This is a genomic window from Bradyrhizobium sp. HKCCYLRH2060 (assembly GCF_051168135.1).
GTDB lineage: Bacteria > Pseudomonadota > Alphaproteobacteria > Rhizobiales > Xanthobacteraceae > Bradyrhizobium.
On the sequence record NZ_JBNPUK010000024.1, the window covers coordinates 66,862 to 89,114 of the forward strand.

Annotated in this window: 21 protein-coding genes; 7 read left to right on the forward strand and 14 right to left on the reverse strand. The window is 66.3% G+C overall.

The window, feature by feature from the left end:
- Positions 1-47: 47 nt before the first annotated feature.
- From ACQR10_RS31040 to ACQR10_RS31050, 3 genes are all read right to left on the reverse strand, one after another.
- A complete protein-coding gene (locus tag ACQR10_RS31040; protein ID WP_316218589.1) occupies positions 48-1,643 on the reverse strand; it encodes an ABC transporter substrate-binding protein in 1,596 nt (531 codons plus the stop codon).
- Positions 1,644-1,724: 81 nt separating this feature from the next.
- Positions 1,725-2,669 (reverse strand): CobW family GTP-binding protein, encoded by a 945-nt coding sequence (locus ACQR10_RS31045; protein ID WP_315805011.1) that lies wholly within the window; start codon positions 2,667-2,669, stop codon positions 1,725-1,727.
- On the reverse strand, positions 2,666-4,312 hold the full coding sequence (locus tag ACQR10_RS31050; protein WP_315805012.1) for an amidohydrolase: 1,647 nt from the start codon (positions 4,310-4,312) through the stop codon (positions 2,666-2,668). The genes ACQR10_RS31045 and ACQR10_RS31050 overlap by 4 nt, the downstream gene beginning before the upstream one ends.
- A gap of 183 nt (positions 4,313-4,495) precedes the next feature.
- On the opposite strand from ACQR10_RS31050, the gene ACQR10_RS31055 reads away from it, so the two are divergent.
- Positions 4,496-6,037, forward strand: coding sequence for a PLP-dependent aminotransferase family protein (locus ACQR10_RS31055; protein WP_316218588.1), 1,542 nt, complete (start codon positions 4,496-4,498; stop codon positions 6,035-6,037).
- Positions 6,038-6,041: 4 nt separating this feature from the next.
- On the opposite strand, the gene ACQR10_RS31060 is transcribed toward ACQR10_RS31055, so the two are convergent.
- Positions 6,042-6,860, reverse strand: a complete 819-nt coding sequence (locus ACQR10_RS31060; protein WP_316218587.1) for a sulfite exporter TauE/SafE family protein — start codon at positions 6,858-6,860, stop codon at positions 6,042-6,044.
- A gap of 181 nt (positions 6,861-7,041) precedes the next feature.
- Here ACQR10_RS31060 and ACQR10_RS31065 point away from each other — a divergent pair, with 181 nt between their 5' ends.
- Positions 7,042-7,455 carry a nuclear transport factor 2 family protein gene (locus tag ACQR10_RS31065; protein WP_316218586.1) on the forward strand — a complete coding sequence of 138 codons (414 nt, stop codon included), beginning with the start codon at positions 7,042-7,044 and terminating at the stop codon, positions 7,453-7,455.
- Positions 7,452-8,840: an NAD(P)/FAD-dependent oxidoreductase gene (locus ACQR10_RS31070; protein WP_316218585.1), complete on the forward strand. Its 1,389-nt coding sequence runs from the start codon at positions 7,452-7,454 to the stop codon at positions 8,838-8,840. Before ACQR10_RS31065 ends, ACQR10_RS31070 begins: the two co-directional genes overlap by 4 nt.
- A 58-nt stretch (positions 8,841-8,898) precedes the next feature.
- Here the strand turns inward: ACQR10_RS31070 and ACQR10_RS31075 are convergent, their stop codons facing one another.
- The 10 genes from ACQR10_RS31075 to ACQR10_RS31120 all read right to left on the reverse strand — a co-directional run bounded on the left by ACQR10_RS31075 (position 8,899) and on the right by ACQR10_RS31120 (position 16,234).
- Complete coding sequence (locus ACQR10_RS31075) at positions 8,899-9,531, reverse strand: urea amidolyase associated protein UAAP2 (RefSeq protein WP_315805017.1); 633 nt, start codon at positions 9,529-9,531, stop codon at positions 8,899-8,901.
- A gap of 9 nt (positions 9,532-9,540) precedes the next feature.
- Positions 9,541-10,350: an urea amidolyase associated protein UAAP1 gene (locus ACQR10_RS31080; protein ID WP_316218584.1), complete on the reverse strand. Its 810-nt coding sequence runs from the start codon at positions 10,348-10,350 to the stop codon at positions 9,541-9,543.
- Positions 10,347-10,949, reverse strand: coding sequence for an urea carboxylase-associated family protein (locus ACQR10_RS31085; protein WP_316218583.1), 603 nt, complete (start codon positions 10,947-10,949; stop codon positions 10,347-10,349). The genes ACQR10_RS31080 and ACQR10_RS31085 overlap by 4 nt, the downstream gene beginning before the upstream one ends.
- A gap of 11 nt (positions 10,950-10,960) precedes the next feature.
- Complete coding sequence (locus tag ACQR10_RS31090) at positions 10,961-11,353, reverse strand: RidA family protein (protein ID WP_316218582.1); 393 nt, start codon at positions 11,351-11,353, stop codon at positions 10,961-10,963.
- Between the two features lie 29 nt (positions 11,354-11,382).
- Positions 11,383-12,150 (reverse strand): amino acid ABC transporter ATP-binding protein, encoded by a 768-nt coding sequence (locus ACQR10_RS31095; protein ID WP_316218581.1) that lies wholly within the window; start codon positions 12,148-12,150, stop codon positions 11,383-11,385.
- A gap of 12 nt (positions 12,151-12,162) precedes the next feature.
- Entirely contained in the window at positions 12,163-12,819 is a 657-nt protein-coding gene (locus ACQR10_RS31100; protein WP_316182685.1) for an amino acid ABC transporter permease, read from the reverse strand.
- A complete protein-coding gene (locus tag ACQR10_RS31105) occupies positions 12,816-13,460 on the reverse strand; it encodes an amino acid ABC transporter permease (RefSeq protein WP_316218580.1) in 645 nt (214 codons plus the stop codon). The genes ACQR10_RS31100 and ACQR10_RS31105 overlap by 4 nt, the downstream gene beginning before the upstream one ends.
- 136 nt (positions 13,461-13,596) lie before the next feature.
- Positions 13,597-14,451 (reverse strand): transporter substrate-binding domain-containing protein, encoded by an 855-nt coding sequence (locus ACQR10_RS31110; protein WP_316218578.1) that lies wholly within the window; start codon positions 14,449-14,451, stop codon positions 13,597-13,599.
- Positions 14,452-14,475: 24 nt separating this feature from the next.
- Positions 14,476-15,309 carry a nitroreductase family protein gene (locus ACQR10_RS31115; RefSeq protein WP_316218577.1) on the reverse strand — a complete coding sequence of 278 codons (834 nt, stop codon included), beginning with the start codon at positions 15,307-15,309 and terminating at the stop codon, positions 14,476-14,478.
- 436 nt (positions 15,310-15,745) lie between these two features.
- Positions 15,746-16,234 carry a MarR family winged helix-turn-helix transcriptional regulator gene (locus tag ACQR10_RS31120; RefSeq protein WP_316218576.1) on the reverse strand — a complete coding sequence of 163 codons (489 nt, stop codon included), beginning with the start codon at positions 16,232-16,234 and terminating at the stop codon, positions 15,746-15,748.
- A gap of 174 nt (positions 16,235-16,408) precedes the next feature.
- Here ACQR10_RS31120 and ACQR10_RS31125 point away from each other — a divergent pair, with 174 nt between their 5' ends.
- From ACQR10_RS31125 to ACQR10_RS31140, 4 genes are read left to right on the forward strand one after another with little or no spacing between them, the layout of a single operon-like run.
- Complete coding sequence (locus ACQR10_RS31125; protein WP_434912191.1) at positions 16,409-17,686, forward strand: amidohydrolase/deacetylase family metallohydrolase; 1,278 nt, start codon at positions 16,409-16,411, stop codon at positions 17,684-17,686.
- A 1-nt stretch (position 17,687) separates the two neighbouring features.
- Positions 17,688-20,060 (forward strand): xanthine dehydrogenase family protein molybdopterin-binding subunit, encoded by a 2,373-nt coding sequence (locus ACQR10_RS31130; RefSeq protein WP_316218574.1) that lies wholly within the window; start codon positions 17,688-17,690, stop codon positions 20,058-20,060.
- The gene (locus ACQR10_RS31135) at positions 20,057-20,887 is read left to right on the forward strand and encodes an FAD binding domain-containing protein (RefSeq protein ID WP_315805029.1); all 831 of its coding nucleotides are present in this window, start codon (positions 20,057-20,059) and stop codon (positions 20,885-20,887) included. Before ACQR10_RS31130 ends, ACQR10_RS31135 begins: the two co-directional genes overlap by 4 nt.
- Positions 20,884-22,080, forward strand: coding sequence for a 2Fe-2S iron-sulfur cluster-binding protein (locus tag ACQR10_RS31140; protein ID WP_316218573.1), 1,197 nt, complete (start codon positions 20,884-20,886; stop codon positions 22,078-22,080). Before ACQR10_RS31135 ends, ACQR10_RS31140 begins: the two co-directional genes overlap by 4 nt.
- The last annotated feature ends 173 nt before the right edge of the window (positions 22,081-22,253 follow it).

Genomic DNA, 22,253 nt, shown 5'->3' on the forward strand with positions numbered 1-22,253 from the left:
GCAGCAAGTCTCCTCGTGGCTCTCACGAAACCGGGGATAGCTCCGCCTCAGGTCTTCGGCGGCGTTTCCCAGTAGAGCTCGTCGAGCGGCGACATCATGCCCCAGATCGAGTTCGGGAGATTGCCGAGCCCCTTGGCGAAGGCATTGTAGTACGGGCTGACGTTGATGAAGTAGATCGGCACATCCGAGACGACGATCTTCTGGAACTCCGAGTACAGCGCCTTGCGCTTCTCGGGCGAGGTTTCGACCGCCGCCGCCTGCAACAGCTCGTCCACCTTGGGATTGGAGTATTGCTGCGTGTTCGACCAGATGACGCCCTTGCGGATGTTCGACGTCAGATAGGTGCGGTTGACGCCGATCACCGGGTCACCCCAGTTGTAGACGGTGTCCATGGTGAGGTCGAAATCGAAGTTCGAGACGCGCTGCGCCCAGGTCGGGAAATCCGGCGCGGCGCGCACCTCGAGATTGATGCCGACCCGCTTGAGCTGCGAGCGCAGGTACTCGGCGACGTTGCGCTGTTGCTCGTCGCCGCCCGGAATGTAGTCGACGGTCAGCGAGAAGCGCGAGCCGTCCGCCCCCTTGGCGTAGCCGGCAGCATCCAGCAGCGCGGCCGATTTGGCGTAGTCGACCTTGTAGGGCTCGACGGCGGCTTCGGCGAGCGGCGAATCCGGTGCGATTGGCCCCAGCGACGGCGTGGCCTTGCCGCCCATCAGCTTGGAGACGATGAAGTCGCGATTGGCCGCATAGGCGATGGCCTGGCGCACGCGGACATCATCGAGCGGCTTCTTTTTGGTATTGAAGGCAAGCCAGTTGAGCGGGCCGACGCCCGCCATGCCCTTGTCGGTCACGACAAGGTTCGGCGACTTTTGCAGACGATCGATGTCGCGCGCGCCTGCGATGAAGGGAAACGCGTTGAAATCGCCGCGTTCCAGCGAGACGACGGCCGCATTCTGATCCGACACCAGCCTGACCACGATCTTGTCGAGCTTGGGCCGGCCAGGGATGAAGAACTTGTCGAATTTCTCCAGCGTGTAGTATTCGCCCTGCTTGTACTCGGTCAGCTTGAACGGGCCGGACCCGATCGGCTTCAGATTGGCCGGATGCGTCTTGAGGTCCTGGCCGTCGCCATAGATGTGCTTGGGAAGGATCGGCATCAGCGCCGGCGACATCGCCAGGAGCAGCGACGGGCTCGGGTTTTTCAGACGGAGGATGGCGGTCGCGGGATCAGGCGTCTCGACCTTGTCGACCGCCGCCAGCATCGTCTGGAACGGATGGTTGGCCTTGATGGCCATGATCGAAAATGCGACGTCCTCGGACGTCACGGGGTGGCCGTCGTGGAAGACGGCGTCCTTCACCAAGTGAAGCGTGACTGAAAGCCCGTCAGCCGCGACCTCCCAGGACTGCGCCAGATAAGGTTGCGGATTCCACTTGTCGTCATAGCGCAGCGGGCTCGCGAAGATCTGGGCGGTCGGCATGGCCGTCGCCATGCCCGACTGCACGGCGCCGTTGAAATGCCGCGGCACCTGCGTGGTCGCGACCACCAAGGTGTTGCCGCCGGATGACTGCGCCTGCGCCGCGGGGGATGCGGCCGTGGCCGCGACGAGACCGAGAGCTCCGAGCACAAAATGTCGTCTGATCAACATGGCTATCCCGCTTCCTGATTCACGACCGGGTGGATGATGAGAAACTGGCGTGGTGGTCCAATGGGCTCTGATGTCATTGCGTCACGCTGCGGTAGACAGGGCATGGTCGAGGATCGCGTCGAGCTCCTGATCCGATGGCAGATCCGCGGTCCCCACGCCGGCGAGCGTGATCGTCTCCGACGCGGTCGCCGGACCATCCTCGGCCGGCGTCAGCGACCAGTTGCGCGACACCAGTTGGAACACCTGCGCGCGGCCGTCGCCGTCGACCCGGCAAATTCCCTTCAGCCGCAGCAATTCGCGCGGCAGGGCGCCCACCGCGGCGGCCAGCCTGTCGCGATTGAAACGTCCGGCCCGCTGATAGGTCCAGCGACGGAAGTCGTTCTCGTGGTCGACCGTCTCCGCGACCAGATCGGCGCGGAAACGCGCCGCCCGCCCCCGCCCGAAGACCGCCTGATGCACAGGCGTCAGGGTCGACAATTGTTCGATCGGCACATTCGGCCGGATGGCGCCGATGGCGGCGCACGCCGCCTTGCGCTGGCTCTCGCTGGCCAGATCGCATCTGCTCAGCAGCACCACGTCGCATTTGGCGAACTGATTGCGGATGGTCTCGCCGATGTGCCGGTCCTCGCACTGCACCGTGATGCGGGTTGCATCGGCCAGCACGACGACGCCGTCGAGCTGCAGCGACGGCTCGACCAGCGCGATCTCCGCGATGCGCCAGGGATCGCCGACGCCGCTGGCCTCGATCACCACGCGATCGAAGCGCCCGATATCGTCGAGCAGCCGCGCCAGCGTATCGAGAAAGCCCGTCCCGATGCTGCAGCAGACGCAGCCATTGGTGAGCGACATCGTCGTGCCGTCGTGGCTGCGGATCAGCGCGGCATCAACATTGATCTCGCCGAAATCGTTCACCAGCACGGCGCAGCGCTCGGTGCTAGCCGACAGCAGACGGTTGAGCAGCGTCGTCTTTCCGGCGCCGAGAAAGCCGCCGATCACGGTGAACGGAATGGGCGCGGATGCCGTCATGCGCGCGGCGCTTCCTTGACGATGCCGCCGACGACAGTGCCCCAGACCGCAACGTCCTTCAATGTCTCCGGCGTGACCGTCAATGGATCCTGCTCCAGGACCGCGAAGTCCGCGTACTTGCCGGTCTCGATACTGCCGATGAGATGATCGAGCTTGAGCGTGTAGGCTGCGCCGATCGTGATGGCACTCAGCGCCTGCTCCACGCTCAGCGCCTCGGTCTCGGCACCGAGCTTGCGGCCCGACGAGGAGACGCGGTTCACGGCGCACCACGCGGTGAACAGCGGCGACAGCGGTGTGACCGGCGCATCTGAGTGGATCGAGTAGGGAACGCCGATCCGCTGTGCCGTGCCTGTCGCATCGAGGCGGTTCGCCCGCTCTGGTCCCATCGTCAGCTCGTAGTGGGAATCGCCCCAGTAGAAGACGTGATTGGCAAACAGGTTGACGCAAAGACCGAGCGCCTTCATGCGGCGGAACTGCGCGGCGTCGGCCATCTGGCAGTGCTGCAGCGTGTGGCGATGATCCAGCCGCGGGTGAGCGGTCTGCGCCTTTTCCACGGCGTCCAGCGCAAGCTCGGTCGCCTCGTCGCCATTGGTGTGGATGTGAAGCTGGATGCCGGCCTTGTGGTAGAGCTCGACCAGGCGCGGCAGCTCCTCCGGCGCGATGTACCAGAGGCCGTTCGGCGCGCCGTTGTGATATCCAGGCCACCGTAGGCGGGCCGTGAAGCCCTGGATCGACCCGTCGACGACCAGCTTGACAATGCCGTAATGCAGCTTGTCGTTGCCGGACTCGCGCAGCGCCGCGATCTTTTCGATGGCCTTGTCCGGAGGATGCGTGGCCGAGGCCAGCGCCGGTACCAGGCGCACACCGAACTCCGCCTGCTGCGTCGCGGAGCGATAAAGGTCCAACGTGTTGTCGGTGAGATCGTTGTGCAGATCGGTGATCGTGGTGACGCCCTGCACGCAGGCCGATGACGCGTAGCGCTGCACGTCGGACATGGTCAGCAGCTCCGACAGCGGATTGCCCACCAAGCGGAACGCCCGCAGCCGGGCTGCGATACCCTGCAGTTCGCCGCTGGCCAGACCGCCGGCTCCGGCGACGACACCGGAGATGTCGGTGGCATGCAGAAGCTGCGTGCGCTCCAGCACCAGCGTGTTGACCACACTGATATGGAAGCTGGCGTGGATCACCATGATCGGCCGCGTCGTCGAGACCCGGTCCAGTGCTTCGCGCGTCAGCTTCTCACCACCGATATGCAGCGGATCGAAACCCCATGCGAACAGCGTTGCGTTCGGATCAGCCATCCCGGCTTCGGCCTCGCGGAGGCGTGCCACGATCGCATCGATGTTGGGAACGCCGGCGACCGCCCTGCCCTCCGGCGAGCGCCGTTCGAAGGCCCCGACATAGGGCAGCGACCACATCATGCCTTCCATGATGTGGCTGTGGCCCTCGACGAACCCAGGTAACAGCACCTTGTCGCGGAAGCGCGTGTCGATCCGACCATCAGGAGCGAATTGCGCGATCTCCGCTTCACTGCCAACGGCAACGATCCGCCCCTCCCGCACCGCAACGTGCGTCGCAAACGGGCGTGACGGATTCATCGTCACGATCCTGCGGGCCGCGTAGACGACGGTATCTGAGCTCACCGCGAACTCCCTCAACTTCCCAAGCCGTTGTCGAAACCTGCGGTGTCGGATGGGTCCAGGCCAGCGCCAGATGCCATGCACAAATGGAGCCAGCCCATGCGAGCCACGCCCGCAATCATTCCGCTATGGCGCGGTTTTTGCTTTAGTTTGAGCGCCTCACGGCTTTCAGGACCAAATACCTCGATGGCAAAATTCGCGCCCCTGCTGCGATCCCAAGCGACCGGACCGGCTGTTCCGATCCATGACGTGCTGTTCTGGATCTCGCTGTTCGACGGCCTGGACCGCGGCGGCACCTTCCTGCAGCTTCAGATCCGGCAGATGATCGTGACCGCGATCGAGGACGGCCGTCTGCCGCTCGGCGTCCGCATGCCGTCGAGCCGCGATCTCGCAGCCCTGCTGAAGGTATCGCGCAACACCATCGTCATCGCCTATGAGCAGCTGGTCGACCAGAACTTCCTGGTGTCGCGCGAGCGCAGCGGCTACTTCGTGGCCGGCCTGCCCAAGCACATCGGCGAAGCCCGGCAGCCCGCGACGGAGGTCTACAGCCGGCGCTGGACCGAGCGATTCGCGCTGCAGCCGTCGGCGCTTCGCAACATCGTCAAGCCGCTCGACTGGCAGACCTATCCGTATCCCTTCATCTTCGGGCAGTTCGACCCGAGCCTGTTTCCGACCAACGACTGGCGCGAGAGCGCGCGCGCGGCGCTCAGCGTCCCCGAGATCAACAACTGGGCGCGCGACATGATCGACGGCGACGATCCGGCGCTGATCGAACAATTGCAGCGGCAGGTGCTGCCGCGCCGCGGCATTCGCGCCCGTGCCGACGAGATCATGCTCACGATCGGAGCACAGCACGCCCTCTATTTGATTGCGAAGCTGTTCCTGCAGCCCGACACCCCGATCGGCATCGAAGATCCCGGCTATCCCGACGCACGCAACATCTTCGGCATGATGACGTCGCAGGTTGTGCCGCTTCGGCTGGACGATCAGGGCCTGGTCCCTGACGAGGCGTTCGCGCGCTGCGCGCTGGCCTATGTCACGGCGAGCCACCAATGCCCGACCACGACCGCGATGTCGCGGGCGCGGCGCGAGGAGATTCTCCAGGTCGCTCGCGAGCGCGACATCGTCCTGATCGAGGATGATTATGAAAGCGATCTGATGCCGGAGGGCAGCAGCCTGCCGCCGCTGATGAGCCTGGACCGCGACCAGAGCGTGCTCTACGTGGGCAGCCTGTCGAAGGCCTTGGCCCCCGGCCTGCGGCTCGGCTACGTCGTGGCGCCTGCGCCCGTCATCCGCGAGTTGCGCGCGTTGCGCCGGCTGATGCTGCGCCATCCGCCGCTGAACAACCAGCGCGTCGCGGCCTTGTTCATCGGTCTCGGGCACTACCGCTCCCATCTGCAGCAGGTCGGCCGCGTGCTGCTCGAACGCGCCACCCTGCTCGACGCGCTGTTGCCGCAGGCGCTGCCGGGCTGCACCTGGTCGCGCGGCCCGGGCAGCACCAGCTACTGGATCACCTGCCCTGCGGGAACGGATACGATCAAGCTGTCAGAGGTCGCACGCGCCGAAGGCGTGGTCATCGAGCCCGGCGACGTGTTCTCGATCAACCCGGAGGCGACGCGCAACTGCTTCCGTCTGGGCTTCTCCTCGATCCGCACGGACCGGATCGCGCCGGGAATTGCCAAGCTGGGCCAGATCTTCACGCGGTACATGTCGTCGCAAACGACCTGAGCGGCTACAGCAGGTCGCTCAGCCCCTTGAGCGCACTACCGAGTGCGACCACCGCGAGACTTGCGATCGACACCCGACGATGCAGCGTGTCGCTGCCGCGATGAAAGCCGAGATCGCCGAGCCAGGTGCCGACCAGCATCACAGGAACGCCGAGCGCGGTCAGGACCGCAATGTGCAGGTCCAGGAGATCGAACCAGGCGAGGCTGGCGGTCGCAACGATAGAGGAGACCAGGAAGAACACCATCATCGACGCGCGGGCGGCAACCCGGTCGAATGCGCCCGCGTTGTAATAGACGATCACAGGTGGCCCGGGCATGCCTGCAAGGCCGTTGAACAGACCGGCGGCGAGGCCGACCAGCGCCGTGATCCAGCGCGCTGGCGCCGCCGTCAGCCGAAACCCCGCATTGAGCAGCACGACCGCGCCGACGGTGATCAGCGCGATGACAACGCGTGCCACTGAGGCGGATACCAGGCTCAGGACCAGCACACCGGTCGGTGAGCCGATCAGGCCTCCGAGAGTCAGCCAGCGCAGAGACGACCAGTCGCAGACCCGCGAGGCGCGCGGCAGATCGCCGAGCCCGATCAGAAGCTGCAGACAGACCGCAACCGGCACCGATTGCGTCGGCGGCATGAACAGACCGAGTAGCGGCACGGCCGTCAGCGCAAAACCGAATCCCGTGAAGCCGCGCACGAGCGCCGCGGCAAAGATCGACAGCGCCGCAGCGAGTACCAGGGCCGGGCTCGGCAGCGATGTGGCGGCGATGTCATGGACCGCGACGGCCAGTTCCTGCAGGGCCATCGTCAGCGTGGGGCGTGAGAGCACAAAGGCGGCATCATCCGGCCAGTCAGCAACTCCGCCATGGTGATGAAAGGGCCAGCCGGCGCCCTACCATCGGGCCAGTTCTGGCCGCAGAGGTCGCGCGCTCTGGTTCTAGGGCCTCCAGCCGATCGCGTGGCACATGCGAGCCAAGCTCCAGCCGCGGCGCGATGCGCAAGGACATGACATGGCCGATCTCGAAACCGTCCGCAGCGAACTGCTCGATAATCTGTTCGCCGCCTTCAACCGGCACGATGGCGCAGGCGTGATGGCCTGCATGACCGACGACATCGTGTTCGACGCGGCCGCAGGGCCCGACAGCTGCGGCCGTCGCATCAGCGGCGCAGCCGATGTGCGCGCCGCGTTCGAAGCGACCTGGGGCGGCATGCCCGACGTCAGCTGGGAGTGCACGCGCCATACGGTGTTCGGCGATCGGGCCCTGTCCGAATGGATCTTCCGTGGAACTGCACCGGACGGCCGGCGCATCGAGGTGCAGGGCTGCGACCTGTTCGGCTTCCGCGGCAACAAAATCTGTACGAAGAGCGCCTTCCGCAAGGACCGCCCGCCGCAGCCGGCCACGAGCGCGAGTGCCGCGCGATGAACATGCATGCTTTGCCCACGGCTGCGTATGATCCCCATTACGACCCGCTGGTCGCCGACGGCCCGGGTCGCAACCGCGACTACGCTCCGACCTACTGGATCGCAACGGCTGGCACCCCTCCGGAGAGCGACGGTCCGATCACGACCGACACGACGGCCGATGTCGCCATCATCGGCTCGGGCTATACCGGTCTTGCCTGCGCGATCTTCCTGGCGCGCGAGCACGGCATCAAGGCGATCGTGCTCGAGGCCAACCGCGTGGCCTGGGGCTGCAGCACGCGCAATGGCGGCCAGGCACAGAATGCCTCGGGCCGCCTGACGCGCTCGCAATGGATCGAGCGCTGGGGGCTCGACGTCGCCAAGCGCATGCATGCCGAGGTGTACGAAGGGTTCGAGGCCTTCGAGGAGCTGGTGCGATCGAGCCCTGTCGATGTCGAGCCGCAGCGCGGTGGGCACCTCTACGTCGCTCACCGCCAGCGCAATCTCGACAAGATCGCGGCGGAGTCGAAGGTGCTGAATGACGTGTTCGGCTACGCCTCGCGCGTCATCTCGCGCGAGGAATTGGCAAGCGACTTCGTCAACGAGGCCGAGGCCGTCGGCGCGGTGCACGAGCCGCTCGGAACCGGCGTGCATCCGGCCAAGCTCGCCTTCGGCTATTTGCAGATGGCGCGCGCGCTCGGCGTGCGGGTTCATACCGCAAGCCCCGTGACACGCATCGAGCAGTCCAACGGCAGATTCGTTCTGCATACGCCCGGCGGCGCCGTCAGCGTGAACGGCGTCGGCATCGCCACGGGGGCCTATACGTCGCTCGGCCTCACGCCGGAATTGTCCGGCCGCTGCATGCCGATCCTGTCGAATTCATTGGTGACGCGGCCACTCTCCGCGGCCGAGCTTGCTGCGACCGGCTTCAAGACGCGGCAGGTGATCACGGACACGCGCACCTTGCGCTTCTACTACCGGCTGCTGCCGGACGACCGGGTTCAGATCGGCAGCCGAAGCGCCATCACCGGCGCCGATGCCACGCATGACCGGCACCTCCAGCTCCTGATCGACGGCCTGCACCGCAAGTTTCCCGCACTCACGGGCATCGAGATCGATTACTCCTGGTGGGGCTGGGTCGATGTCAGCCACGACATGATGCCACGCATCGTGCGTCCCGATCCCAAGGCGAAGCTGGTCTATGCGCTCGGCTATGGCGGCAACGGCGTATCCTATTCGGCGCAGGCTGGCCGCCGCATGGCGCAGATGCTGGCGGGCCAATCGTTCAAGGGACAGGACCTGCCGATCTTCACCTCGCCGCTGCCGACGCATCCCTTCGCGCCGTTCCGACGCATCGGCCAGCGCCTGCTCTATCGCTGGTATCACCTGCGCGACGAAGCAAGTTGAGCCTCTCAAGCTTGATGCAACATCGATCAAGCGAGCTTGCGAGCAGAATTGACAGCTTTCATGGCACAGAGGCCTGCCTGATCTCCACGCGGATCGGTGTCGGATCGAAACCGTTGCAGGGATTGTTGACCTGCGGACAATTCGAGATCACAAACAACACGTCCATCTCCGCAGTGACGTCGACGTAGTTGCCGGCCGCCGAGGGGCCGTCCAGCACGGTGAAATTGCCGTTTGGGTCGATCGGCACGTTCATGAAGAAGTTCAGGTTGGAGACGATGTCGCGCTTGGTCAGGCCGTAGCGCGACAGCTCCAGGATGAAGTTCTCCCGACAGGCGTGCAGGTAGCGGGTCGCCTCGCCGAAGCGCACGGCATTGCTCTCGCACGAACAGCAGCCCGCCGAGGTGTCATGGCGGCCGCAGGTGTCGGCAGTGATCCGCGCCATCACCCGGCCGCGGTTGGAGATCAGCCGCGTCCCGAGCTCGAGATAGGCCGAGCCCTGGACGCGCAACGTGTCCTGTGCGCTGTAGCGCTCCGCGGTGTCGTCGGCGACATACATCAGCGCGTCCACCGCCTGCTCGCCCTCGCTGTCGATGATACGCAGCGTCTGGCCCTTGTTCAGCACCCGTGACCAGGGCTGCTCGGCGGGAATGTCGAAGACATAGACGATGCGGTCCGGATCGGTCGGCGACATGAGCGCTCCTCAGGCGAACAGCTGATCGGTGAAGGCGTAGGCGCGCGACGCTTCCGCTGATGCCGTGCGGCAGACGTCATCGGCCGCGGGCGGCGGCAGCCGATGCTGGATCAGGGTGATCGGCGCGCTCGCCACCGGCCGTGCCGGATCGAGCGGATGGGCGCAGTTGGAGACCGCGACGATCAGGTTCATCTCGGCGCGCAGATCGACGAAATCACCGGGTCGCTTGCGCGCGGCGTGCCAGACGAACCGCCCGGTCACGTCCGTCGTCACGGGCGCAAAGAAGGTCACGCAGGGCGGGATGTCGCGCACGCCCAGTCCGATCTTGGCAGCGGCGGAGATGAAGTTCGCCTGCGTGTTGCGCGTCACCTCGCCATAGGCCGCGAGCGTCGAGTCCGCGGTCGAGCCGCCGACCAGAAGATCGTGCGCACCTGAGGTATCCTCGATCACCGACAGCAGCACACGTCCCATGTCCGACAGGATCATCCGGCCCTTCGACAGCGCTGCGCTCCATTGCACCTTCACCGTGTCGGCACAGTTGATCCGTTCGCTCGGATCCTCGGCGCGCCATGCCAGCAACGATACGCTCGAGCGCCCGTGATCATCGATGATGCGCAACGCCTCGCCGCGCGACAGCCGCACCATCGTGTGCCAGCCGGGCGGCACCTGCTCGCTCCGGACGATCGCGCCCTCCGCGATCGGCGCGGCATCCAGCGCCGTCGGCGGCGGCAGCTGCTTCAGCTCCTGCCCGGCCGCACGCAACTCCTCATAGCGGCGGCGGTTGGCGGCGGCACGCTCCGCCTTGCTCTCTGCGCTCATGCTGATGTCACCGTGAAATGCGCCTCGACCGGCTGCCCCGCCTTGCCGTTGATCGGCAGGATGTCCTGCGGACAGGCCGAGAACGCGATCACCAAGTCCATCTCCGCGCGCAAGCGCACATGGCCGCCGGGAACGGGGCGCGGCGGCGCGGCAAAGCCGAGCGTGCCCTCGGCATCCCACGGAATGTTCATGAAGAGGTTGAGCGGGCTCGGCACCTCCGGCGGCGTCAGGCCAAGCTCGGCCATGCCGGCGAACAGATTGTCGGTGCAATTGTCGTGATGGCCCTCGTGCCCGAGAAACGCGTAGCGATAGCGGTCGCAGGCGGCGATCAGGGTGTCGTGAATGCCGCCCGAGGTGTCCTCGATCAAGGTCAGGATCGGCCGGCGCATATTGGTGCGGAGCACGTCGCCCGGCCGCGGCACCAGATGCAGCGAATGCGCGCGCGTGTGCTCATTCGACATGAACTCGGAGAGGTCGGCGCGATTGAACGCCCAGGTGTCGACCACCTGCTCGCCATGGGTGTTGATCACGGTGACCACCTGGCCTGCCCTGACGAAGGCCGCCTTGCCGCGCCGTGCCGGAATCTCGATCGGATCCATTGACCTCTCCCTCAGGGCCTGTAGGCGACCATGTCGATCTCGACGATGCCGCCGCGCGCCAGGTCGCAGACACCGATCGTGGTCCGGCCCGGCCGGTGCGCATCGTCGAAATGGCTCGAAAAGATTGCGTTCATCGGCGCGTAGTCGCGCTTGAAGTCGGTCAGGTAGATGCGGGCAAACACGACGTTCGCGAAGCTCATGCCGCAGCCCTTCAGCACGCGCGCGAGATTGTCCATCACCTTGCGGGTCTGCACCTCGATACCGTCGGGCAGCGGCAGCGCGTCGTCGTCGGGATCGGTCGCCAGCTGGCCGGTGACGAACAGGAACGGGCCTGCCTGCACCGCATGGCTGTAGGGCGTGACCGGCTTCGGCGCATCGGGGAGCAGATGATAGATCGGATCCATGGCGTGTCTCTCCTCGTGTCGTTTCTGGTTCATCCGGCGGCATAGCGCTGGATGAACTGGCGCGCGCGCTCGGTGTCCGGGTTGACGAAGAAGCGCTCCGGCGGCCCGGTCTCGACGACGCGGCCGCGATCGAGAAACAGGATGCGGGTGGCAGCGTCGCGGGCAAAACCCATCTCGTGGGTCACGATCACCATCGTGCGCCCTTCGCGCGCGAGCTCGCGCATCACCACCAGCACCTCGCCGACCAGCTCCGGATCGAGCGCACTGGTCGGCTCGTCGAACAAGAGAACATCCGGCTTCATCGCCAGCGCCCGCGCAATTCCGACGCGCTGCTTCTGGCCGCCGGACAGCCGCGCCGGGAACACATCGCATTTGTCGGAGAGCCCGACCTTGGCAAGCAGCGCCATCGCCTCCTCGCGCACCTCGGCCACGGAGCGCTTCTGCACCTGCACCGGCGCCTCCATGAGATTCTGAAGGACGGTCAAATGCGGCCACAGCGCGAAATGCTGAAACACCATGCCGATCCGCGTGCGAACTCGCGACAGCTCGCGATCGGACATCACGACACCGCCATTGTTGATGCCGATGCGGTCGCCATTGAGATAGATCTGTCCGGCGTCGGGCCGCTCCAGCCAGTTGATGCAACGAAGCAGGGTCGACTTGCCGGAACCGGACGGGCCGAGCACGCAGACCGTCTCGCCACGCGTCACCGTGAAGCTGATGTCGGAGAGCACCTCCAATTCGCCAAAGCGCTTGGAGATGCCGGCGACGTCGAGCACGGCCATGTCGTCGGTCATCCCAGGTTCCTTTCAGCGCCGCGCCGCCGCCAGCCGGTCGATGCCGCTGACGGCGGCTTCGATCACCAGGCAGAGGCCCCAATAGAGGACCACGGCGGTGATGAAGGCGGCGAACGGCACGTAGTGGCGCGACTGGATCGAGCTTGCGGCATGCGTCAGCTCGGGCAACGCAATGATGGTGAGAAAGGCGCTGTCCTTGACGATCTGGATCATCTGGTTGCCGATGACGGGCCCTGCCGCGAGCAGCAGCGGCGGCAGGATGATACGGCGGAACAATCGCGCCCCGGAGAAGCCGAAGGCGACACCGGCCTCAAGCGGCTCGCGCGGCTGTGCCGCCCAGGCGCCACGCAGGATCTCAGCAAGGTAAGCGGCGTGATAGACCGTCAGCGCCACCAGCCCGGAGCTCCAGTTGTCGAGCCGGATGCCGAACGAGGGCAAGCCATAGTAGACGATATAAGCGAACAGCAGGAACGGCACGCAGCGCATGCCGTCGACGAACACGCGCACGGTGAGCGCCAGCCAGCGCCGCTGCGACATCAGCGCCGGCGTCAGCACGAACGCGATCACGAGGCCTGCGATGGCCGACAGCACCGACAGGATCGTGGTATTGCCGAGCCCGCTCAGCAGCAGATCCCGCTCGCTCCAGACGATGGCGAAATCCCGGATCATGCCGCCTCGCTTGCGCGCTGGCGCTTCTCGATGAAGCGCTGCAGGGAGACGAGCGCGAACACGATCGGCGCATACATCGCGATCGCCACCAGGAACGGCGGCAGCGGCTCATAGGTCTCGGCACCGATGCGCACCGCCGCGCGGGTGATGTCGACGACGCCGACGACCGCAAGCACCGGCGTCACCTTGATCAGCAACGACATCTCGTTGACCAGGCCAGGGAGACTGACCCGCACGATCTGCGGCAGCACGATGCGGCGGAAGCGCAGGCTCGCATGCATGCCCACGGACTGCGCCGCCTCGTACTGCTCCTTGGGAAAATTCATCAGGGCGGCGCGCCAGACCTCGCAGTTGAACGCCGAGGTATTCATCACCAGCGCCAGGATCGCCGCCGACACCGGCCCGATTGCGATCCCGATATTGGGCAGCGCGAAGAACAACAGCAGCAGCAGGGTGACGAGCGGCGTCGCGCGCAGGACCGAGACGTAGACGGCCACGATCCGTGCGATCACCGGCACGTCGGCCCAGCGCAACAGCGCGAGACCCAATCCGATGGGAAGCCCGATCAGGATGCCGACGAAGGACAGCGTCACCGTGACCACGGCGCCCTGCAGGATGGCCAGGACGTCGGCCGTGCTCATGACCATCCATCCGCAGCGCCGCGCGGGGGCCGGCGCCCTGCACCGGCCGACCGCGCCCGCTGGAGGACCACGCGACCGTCAAGCGGACGGGCGCGCAGCGATCGCCACCCGCACATGAATTGCCCTCGCCGCGCCGTCAGAATTCCGGCTCGAACGTGACCGGCAGATCAGGGAAGGCTTCGCCGAACCACTTCTTCTGCAACTCGGCGAAGCGCCCGTTTTCCTTCTCCTTGGCGATGAAGCCGTTCAGGAATTCCACCAGCTCAGTATTGCCTTTCGCGACCGCCCAGGCCGGATACGACTTGCCGGAGACGGGCTGGCCGACCGCGAACACGTTCGGCTTCTCGGCGACCAGCGCCTTGATGTTGATGATCGTGTTGACGACGTAGTCGACGCGGCCGAGCGCGAGATCCTGATAGGCTTCGGGATAGGAGGTGTATTCGATCACCTTGCCGAGCTTGCCGCCCTCCTTCTCCAGCATGTCCTTCAGCTCAGGCAAACGACCGAGCAGCGCGCTGCCGGCCTGAACGCCGACCGTCTTGCCGCTGAGATCCTTGATCGCGTTGATGCTCTTGTCGTCCTTGCGCTTGACGTAATAGTGCGTGGCGTCGGCGATCGGGCTGGTGAAGTCGAGCGACTTCTTGCGTTCCTTGGTGATGATCGCCGCGGTGATGGCGACGTCGTATTTGCCGGTGGAGACGCCGGCCAGGATGCCGGTCCAGGGCAGGATCTGCTGCTTGATCTCGAACGGCGCATATTTGCGCAGATCCTCGATCAATTCGTTGTCGAAGCCGGTCGGCTTGCCGTCCTTGACGAACTCGAAGGGCCGGAAGTCGTCCTCGGTGGCAACGATGAGGCCCCGCTTCTTGATCTCGTCCATGCTGCCGGCCTTGGCGGTGAACGCGGCCGGCAGCGTCAGCGCGGCCGCCAGCAGGGCCAGCGCGACGCGCCGCGACGGCGCCGACAGGCGGGGAAACGAAGGCTTGGTCATCTCACATCTCCTCATATGAACTGATCAGTCGAAGCTGAAGCCGTGCGCGCGCAGATAGGGTGGGAAGGCCGCGCCCTCCGCCTTGGCGGCCTGACGCGCCTTGTCCTCCGACCAGCCGTAGAAGTCGGCCTCGCCGAACTCGGCATTGCCGCGCTGCTGCTCCTTCGGAATCGCGTGCCGCGCATGACGCCGCCGGTCGTAGTCGTCGAGCGCGGCGGGCAGCGCATCGTCGCCGTAGCGGTCGACATGCGTGGTGATGCCGCGCGGCAGCCGCAGGCTGACATGGCCCTCCCCAGCGGGATAACCGAGACACAACCCGGCGACCGGAAACACCATGTCGGGTAGTTCCAGCACCTTGCCGACCGTGTCGATCTCGTTGCGGATGACGCTGATCGGACAGGTTCCGAGACCTGCGGATTCCGCGCACAGGATCATGGTCTGCACCGCCAGCGCGGCATCGACCGAGGCGTTGAAAAAGCCCTCCAGGGTCCCGTTCTTGACGGGCTTGCCGCGCAGCTCGCCGATGCGCTGCAGCCGCCGGGCATCGCCGAGGAAAACGAAGAACACCGGTGACTCACCGATCCAGGGCATGCTCGGAAACAGGCTGCCGATCGCGGCACGCTTCTCCGCATCGCGAACGCGCATCACCGAGGCCTGCTGGAAATCCGACTTCGCCGAAGCGCTCAGCGCGCAGGCGACGAGGAGGTCGAGCAGCCCCTCCTCCGGCATCCGGTCGCTATAGCGGCGCACCGTCTTGCGGGACAGCACGCCGTGCAAAAATGCGCTGGACTCGGCGTCGCCGCCGTCGGGCCCGCCATCTCCGAAGCGTGTCGCAATGACATCAGCATGCTCCGGCATCAGGGTGCTCCCGTCGCGTCATGCGCAACGCACCACGGCGCACGAACGCTCTTGGCCCGAGCAATGATCGGCGGGTTGCGCCGCGGCAGACATCGCATCGCTTACTCCACGCCGCGACATCGATGTCGCCGCCCCGGATTCATTTCGCCGCGGCTTCCGCGCAGCTGTCGTCGGTCATGTCAGCAAGGGACATGCCAGACGCCGCCCTGCCACGCGCAGCGCAACGTCTGCGCATCGGCGTCCACGATGGCGTCAGCAGAAATTGGGCTGGCAGATGCGCCGTTTGCGGACAAAACGCCGCAGCGCGAAAATGCGGAGCATGCTTCGTAGTTGGCGCAACGAACGCCATGGCCGGATACCGCGCTCCGATGACGCGCTGCTTTTCGGGCAGCAACATGCCCATTATCTAATCGGAGCTCATCGCAAGCCGGAGCCGTCAGTCCGGCGAGCGTGTCGCGTCGAGTCTTTGCCCCTGCGCCGCAACAATCGCTTGCATCATGGCAATGAACCGCTTCTGATCGGCCTTCGTCAGATCCGCGACCGTCGCCAGATGCGCCGCCCGTGCCGGCCGCTCGATCTTGCGCAGCAATGCCGCGCCAGACGGGGTCAAACGACAGGTCCGCGACCGTCGGTCGTGCTGTCCGACGCTGCGATCGACCAAACCCCGCGCCTGCAGCCGCTTCAGCGCGCCTGTCGTGGTGGTCCGGTCGAGGGCGATGTCCTGGGCCAGCGCCGTCTGATCGGCCGCTCCCCGTTTCGCCAGCGCCGTCAACAGGCTGTACTGCAACGGCGTGATCTCATAGGCGGCGCATTTCTCCTGGAACAGCGCGACGTGGATCTGGTGCAGCCGCCGGATCAGGTAGCCCGGACGCTCCTCGAGCGGCCAAGACGATCTATCGGCTTTAGGCTTGTTCCTTCCGGCCATCGAACGGCTCCCGCATAAGCGCTGATCACGTTGCATCAATTTGAAGCTGTCTATGGCACGGATCTTGACGTAATGCGAAGCATGCTTCGTAACTAAGTCGGCGCATCATTTGCGTTGGCTCGTCGAAGAAGGCTTTGACCGGGACGACCACGCGCCCCGGAAAGGAGACCTTGCATGTCCGTGAGCGCCTCGTTCGACCTCCTGCTGCGCGGTGGCCGCGTCATTGACCCCGCTTCCGGCATCGATGGCTTGAGAGACGTCGCCATCCGCAACGGCCGCATCGCGGCCGTCCAATCCGACATTCTGCCGACCAGCGCCAAGGACGTCATCGATGTCAGCGGCCAGTTCGTGCTTCCGGGACTGATCGACACCCACGCCCATGTCTATCAGTACGTCACCGGCCGCTTCGGCATGAACGCGGACATGGTCGGCGTGCAGTCGGGCGTCACCAGCCTGATCGACCAGGGCGGCCCGTCCTGCATGACCCTGCCCGGCTTCCGTCACTTCGTCGCAGATCAGGCGCAATCGCGCGTCTATGCCTTCCTGTCGGCCTATCTGGTCGGCGGCCTCGAGGGCCACTACTATCCCGATCTCTACCGGCCGGATTGCGTCGACATCGATGCGACGGTGAAATCGGCGGTCGCCAACCGTGACCTCGTTCGCGGCATCAAGGCGCATGCCGAGATCGGCGGCTTCGCGCGCTGGGGCATCCGTGTCATCGAGATGGCGGCCGAGATCGGCCGCCGCGCCGAGCTTCCCGTTTACGTCCATTTCGGCCAACTGTGGGGACTGCCCGCAAGCGGCACCAATGGCGAGGATGTCGACACCATCCTGGAGCGCGTGATCCCGCTGCTGCGTCCGGGCGACGTGCTGGCGCATCCGTTCACCCGGCATCCCGGCGGCTTCGTCAACACCAAGGGCGAGGTGCATCCGGTGATCCAGGCCGCGCTCGATCGCGGGCTCAAGGTCGACGTCGGCCATGGCAGCCATTTCTCCTACCGCCTGGCACGCAAGGCGATCGACGCCGGCATCGTGCCGCATACGCTCGGCGCCGACATCCACGGCTACAACACCCATGTGCCGGCGCCCGCGGGCACCCCGGACGAGCATGCCGACGACGAGAACCATCCATTCGCGGGCCAGGCCAAGTTCAGCCTCGTGCAGGCGATGAGCTCGATGGTCGCGCATGGCCTGACCTTGGAGCAGGTCGTGCCGATGGTGACGTCGAACCCCGCCGCCATGCTCGGCCTGTCCGATCAGATCGGCGCGCTGCGTCCAGGCATGGAGGCTGATGTGAGCGTGCTCCGCGAGCAGCAGGGCCGTTTCGTGCTGCGCGACAACGAGAAGACCGAGGTGATCGCCGAGAAGCTGCTGCAGCCGGTGTGCTGCCTGCGCGCCGGCGTCCGGCACGACGCCACGGCGCCGATCCTGCCCGCAGCGGTCGCGGCCTGACGTGACGGACGCGGCCTCGACCGCCTCGGATGCCCGCGCGCCGCGCGGTGTCGGCGCGCGCTTGCCGCGCAAGGAGGACGACCGTTTTCTGCGCGGCCGCGGTCAGTACGTCGCCGACATCAGGCTGCCGGGACTGAAGGACGTCGCCTTCGTGCGCAGCCCGATCGCGCACGCCAGGATCAAGGCGATCCACGTTCCCGCTGAATACCGCGACGTCGTGTTCACGGCCGATGACCTCACTGGCATCAACCCGATCCGCGCGGTCTCCGGCCTGCCCGGCTTCAAGATCTCCGAGCAGCCGGTGCTGGCGACCGGCAAGGTGCGCCATGTCGGCGAGCTTGTGGCGATGTGCGTCGCCCGCAGCCGCGCCGAAGCGGAGGACATCGCCGCGGCGGTCGAGCTCGACCTGGAACCGCTGCCGGCGGTGCACGACATGCGCCTGGCGCGCGAGGCTGGCAGCGCGCTGGTGCACGAGCACTGGGGCGACAACGTCTTCCTGGAAACCAACTTCGAGGTCGACATATCAGCCGCGCTTGACGCGCCGATCAAGGTGACGCGCGAGATCACGACCGCACGCCAGTGCATGGCGCCGCTGGAGGGCCGCGGTGTCGTCGCGACGTTCGATCACCGGCTCGATCAGCTTACGCTGCACACCGGCTCGCAGATGCCGCACATCGTGCGCAACGGTCTGTCCGACTGCCTCGGCATCGAACAGGGCCGCATCCGCATCATCGCGCCTGACATCGGCGGCGGCTTTGGCCACAAGGGCATCCTGCTGCCCGAGGAGGTCTGCCTCAGCTGGCTCGCTATGCACAGGGGCTGGACGGTGCGCTGGCTCGAGGACCGGCGCGAGCATCTGAGCGCCAGCGCGAATTGCCGCGAGCACGCCTATCGCATCACCGTCTACGCCGATCGCGACGGCCGGCTGCGCGGCATCGACTGCGTGGCCACGGTCGATTCCGGCGCCTATTCGTCCTATCCGTTTTCGGCCTGCCTCGAAGCGGCGCAGATCGCGAGCATCCTGCCAGGGCCGTATCGGATGCCGGCCTATCGCTGCCGGACCTACTCGGTCGCGACCAACAAATGCCCGATCCTGCCGTATCGCGGCGTCGCCCGCACCGGCGTCTGCTTCGCCCTCGAGCTGCTGCTCGACGCCGTCGCGACCGAGGCCGGGCTCGAACCCGGCGAGGTCCGGATGCGCAATCTGGTGCAGCCGCAGGACATGCCGTTCGACAACATCACCAACAAGCATTTCGACAGCGGCGACTATCCCGGCGCGCTGCAGCGGGCGCTGACGGCGATCGATGTCCCCGCCGTGCGCGCACGACAGCAGCGCGGCGAGCCGGACGGCCGGCTGATCGGCACCGGCGTGTCGATCTATTGCGAGCAGGCCGCGCATGGCACCTCGGTCTATGCCGGGTGGGGCATCCCGATGGTGCCCGGCCATGAGCAGGCCACCGCGCGGCTGACGCCCGACGGCGGACTCGAGCTGCGTGTCGGCGTCCACTCCCACGGCCAGGGACTGGAGACGACGCTCGCCCAGGTCGCGCACGAGATCCTCGGCGTCGATCCCCACAAGATCCGCGTCGTGCTCGGCGACACCGCGATGACGCCCTACTCCACCGGCACCTGGGGCTCACGGTCGATGGTGATGGCCGGCGGCGCCGTGGGCACGGCCTGCGCGCAACTCGTCGCGCGCGCCACGCGCATCGGCGCCAAGCTGCTGCAGCTCGCGCCGGAGGCGGTCACGTGGCGCGAGGGCCAAGCCTGCGGGCCGAACGGCAGCGTCAGCCTCGCCGAGATCGCTCACACCTGGTACCGCCGGCCGCAGGACCTGCCCAACGACGTCGATCCGGCGGGCCTTGAGGCGACCGGCGGCTACAAGCCGGTGCGTGACAGCGGCACCTTCTCCTACGCGGCGCATGCCGTGACGGTCGCCGTCGATCCGGATCTCGGCGAGGTCGAGCTGCTCGACTACGTCGTCGTCGAGGACGGCGGCGTCCTCGTCAATCCGATGATCGTCGACGGCCAGATTCTCGGCGGCCTCGCCCAGGGCATCGGCACCGCGCTGTACGAGGAGATGCCGTTCGACGATGCCGCGCAGCCGCTGGCGACAACCTTGGCCGATTACCTGCTGCCGGGTCCGACCGAAGTCCCGGAGCCGCGCCTGTTCCACATGGAGACGCCGTCGCCCTACACGATGTTCGGCGTCAAGGGCATCGGCGAAGGCGGCGCGATCGCGCCGCCGGCGGCAATCGCCAACGCCGTCAACGACGCGCTGCGGCCGCTTGGTGCTGAAATGATGCAGTCGCCGCTGTCGCCGCGCCGGATCGTCGCGGCGGTGCTGGCAGCGAAACAGGCGAGCTCGCCGTGAAGGCCGCCTCCTTCAACTACGCGCGTCCCCAGAGCGTCAGCGACGCGGTCGGCCTGCTCGCGAAGGCCGAGGACGGCACACGGATCATGGCCGGCGGACAGTCGCTCGGTCCAATGCTCAATCTGCGTCTCGTGCAGCCGCCGCTCATCATCGACATCGCCGGCCTTGCCGAGCTTCGTTCGGTCGAGCGCGATGGCGATGCGCTCGTGATCGGCGCCTGCGTCACCCATGCCGACATCGAGGACGGCCGCCTCCCCGACGTGACCCATGGCATCTTGCCGCGGATCGCCCGTGGCATCGCCTATCGCGCCGTGCGCAATCGCGGCACCATCGGCGGCTCGCTAGGTCATGCCGACCCGGCCGCCGACTGGGTGACGACGCTCACGGCCCTCGGCGCCAGCGTGCAACTGACAGGCGCGGCGGGACGGCGTGACCTCGCCGTGACGGAGTTCATCCAGGGCGTGCTGCAGACGGCGCTGCGTCCCGGCGAGCTGGTCACCGCGATCCGCCTGCCCTCGCTGTCACCCACGGCACGCTTCGGCTACGCCAAGGCCTGTCGCAAGCCTGGAGAATTCGCCCATGCAATGGCCGCCGTGCTGATCGAGCCCGACACCGCCCGCAGCCGCATCGTCATCGGCGCCATCGACACGACACCGATCATCATCGACGATTCATCCCTGTTCGGCGGCGCGACCAGCCATCTCACCCCGCAGTTCGATCGCGCCCTCGCCGACCGCCGGCTCATCCAGGCCGGCGTGGCCGATCCGGCCGCCCGGCACATCCATGTCAGCGTGCTCGCGCGGGCGATCGCGGAGGCGGCCGCGTGAACAAGATCCAGCTCACCGTCAACGGCAGCGCGATCGAGCCAACGGTCGAACCTCGCACCCATCTCGCCGACGTCCTCCGTGATCAGCTTGACCTGACCGGGACGCATCTCGGCTGCGAGCACGGTGTCTGTGGCGCCTGCACGCTGTTGCTCGACGGCGCTCCGGCCCGTTCCTGCATCACGCTCGCCGTGGCCTGCGCTGGCGCTGCCGTGACGACGATCGAAGGCCTGGACGAGGATGAGATCGCCACCGAGCTGCGCGTGGCTTTCACGCGCGAGCATGCCCTGCAATGCGGCTACTGCACGCCCGGCATGATCATGTCGGCGCACGACCTCGTGCTGCGCCTCGATCACGCGGACGAACACGCCATCCGTGTCGGTCTGAGCGGCAATCTGTGCCGCTGCACCGGTTACGCCGGGATCGTACGGGCGGTCGGCGCCGTGATCGAGGCACGGCGTCAGCGAGGCATTGCAGCGGTGATCGGCGCAGGTCGAAGTTCGCTCGGTCCTGTGGGATCGCACCCGGTTGCGATCCCGACCACCGTCTCGTCGCCGCAAGCCAAGCACGAGATGGCGGCAAAGCAGAGCGCTGTGGCTGGCATGCTCGACATTCTCGACGCTCCGCCCACGAGAAGCTTCGATGCATCGCTTACGGTGAACGCCGCACCTGCCGAGGTCCTTGCGCTGTTCGCAGATGTCAGAACCTTGGCTGCATGCTTTCCCGGCGCCTCCATCACGGGCATGCCAGCCGCCGATCTCATCGAGGGCGAGCTCAGGATTGCCCTTGGCCCGCTTGCTGCCGTCTTCCGCGGCGCGGCACGGATCGAGCGCAACGACGTGAGCCTGTCCGGGCGGCTCATCGGCACAGGACGTGACCGGCTGAGCCGCAGCTCGACTTCAGGACAGATCAGCTGGCGCATGGCCCCGATCGACGAGGGACGAAGAACCCGGCTCGCGCTCACGATCGGCTACAGCCTCACCGGTCCGCTGGCGCAGATCGCGCGTGACGGACTCGTGCGGGATCTGGCATCGCGCCTCACGACGACGTTCGGACAAAACTGCGAGCGGTATCTCAACGGCACGTTGAGCGTGGCTGAGAATGCTGCGCCGCAACGCCTCAACGCCGTTAGATTGCTCCTCGACGTCGCGCTTTCACATCTTAGCGCACTCGCTCGCGGCATGCGAAGACAATGAGACTACCAATCGCAGCATGCGGTGCGCACGCACCGCTTGCGGTGCCAAGAGTTCGCAAGGTCTGTAATTTTAGCAGTGCCAAGTCAGCCAGTATCATGGACTGCACCCCTCAAGTGAGACACGATAATCTCAGTGACAGGCATTCCGAGGATGACCTGTGGCAGCAAGAGGGA